At 69.5% G+C, this 1,047-nt stretch carries 1 protein-coding gene; it reads left to right on the plus strand.

Translation table 11 applies throughout. From position 1 onward, the window contains the following. Nucleotides 1-148: 148 nt before the first annotated feature. Nucleotides 149-1,026, plus strand: a protein-coding gene (locus ACTMS2_RS29260) for an IS5 family transposase (RefSeq protein ID WP_441178266.1) whose coding sequence is annotated in 2 segments (ribosomal slippage) — nucleotides 149-542 and nucleotides 542-1,026 — 879 coding nt in all. Because the reading frame shifts where the segments join, the coding sequence is not laid out codon by codon here. Nucleotides 1,027-1,047: the final 21 nt, after the last annotated feature.

Here is a 1,047-nt window from a genome sequence, read left to right on the forward strand (position 1 = left end):
CCCTAGGGCCTGTGTCGAAGTCGGCGGTGGTGCCTGAGCTGGCGTGACCGCTCGGCGTGTCGAAGATCGAAAATGGGTGAGGTCTCCGGTAGATGGTTCAGCGACCAAGCAGAACCTGAAAACCGGAGACCTCGTGGACACCCTAGCGGTGACGAGGCGGTTCGACCTGACCGACGTGCAGTGGGCGGTGCTGGAGCCGTTGCTGCCGACGCCGAAGCGGCCGGGTCGACCGTCGTCATGGACCAGGCGGCAGTTGATCGACGGGATCCGGTGGCGGATCCGGGTGGGCGCCCCGTGGCGGGACGTGCCACCGCAGTACGGGTCCTGGTCGGCGGTGTACGCCCTGTTCCGCAGGTGGCAACGCAACGGGACCTGGCAGCAGGTGCTCACCGCACTGCAGGCCCTCGCCGATGCGGCCGGGCGGATCACCTGGGACGTCAGTGTGGACTCCACGAGCGCTCGGGCCCATCAGCATGCGGCCGGAGCGCGGAAAAGGGGGATCTGCAGGTCGAACCGCCTGGCGGGGTCAGCGTCGAGCCGGCAGACCACGCGCTCGGCCGGTCCCGCGGCGGGTTGACCACCAAGCTGCACCTGGGCTGCGAGCAGGGACAGAAACCCCTGGCCATCGTGCTGACCGCCGGGCAGCGAGGCGACAGTCCGCAGTTCGTCCCGGTCCTCGCCTCCATCCGTGTTCCCCGCGTGAGCACCGGCCGCCCGAGGACCCGCCCGGACCGAGTCCTGGCCGACAAGGCGTACACGTCGAAGGCGAACCGGGCCTACCTGCGCCGGCGGGGCATCGCCGCGACCATCCCGAGCAAGGCCGACCAGGACGCCCACCGGCGGGCCAAGGGGTCCAAGGGCGGCCGGCCACCGGCCTTCGACCCGCACATCTACCAGCAACGTCACGCCGTGGAGTGCGGGATCAACCGCCTCAAGCGCAATCGGGCCGTGGCCACCCGGTTCGACAAACTCGCTGTGCGCTACGAAGCCATCATCCACCTCGCGGCCATCAACGAGTGGCTGTGACCGACTTCGACACAGGCCCTA

This window comes from Micromonospora sp. SD12, assembly GCF_052068495.1.
In the GTDB taxonomy this organism is placed as follows: Bacteria; Actinomycetota; Actinomycetes; order Mycobacteriales; family Micromonosporaceae; genus Micromonospora; species Micromonospora echinofusca.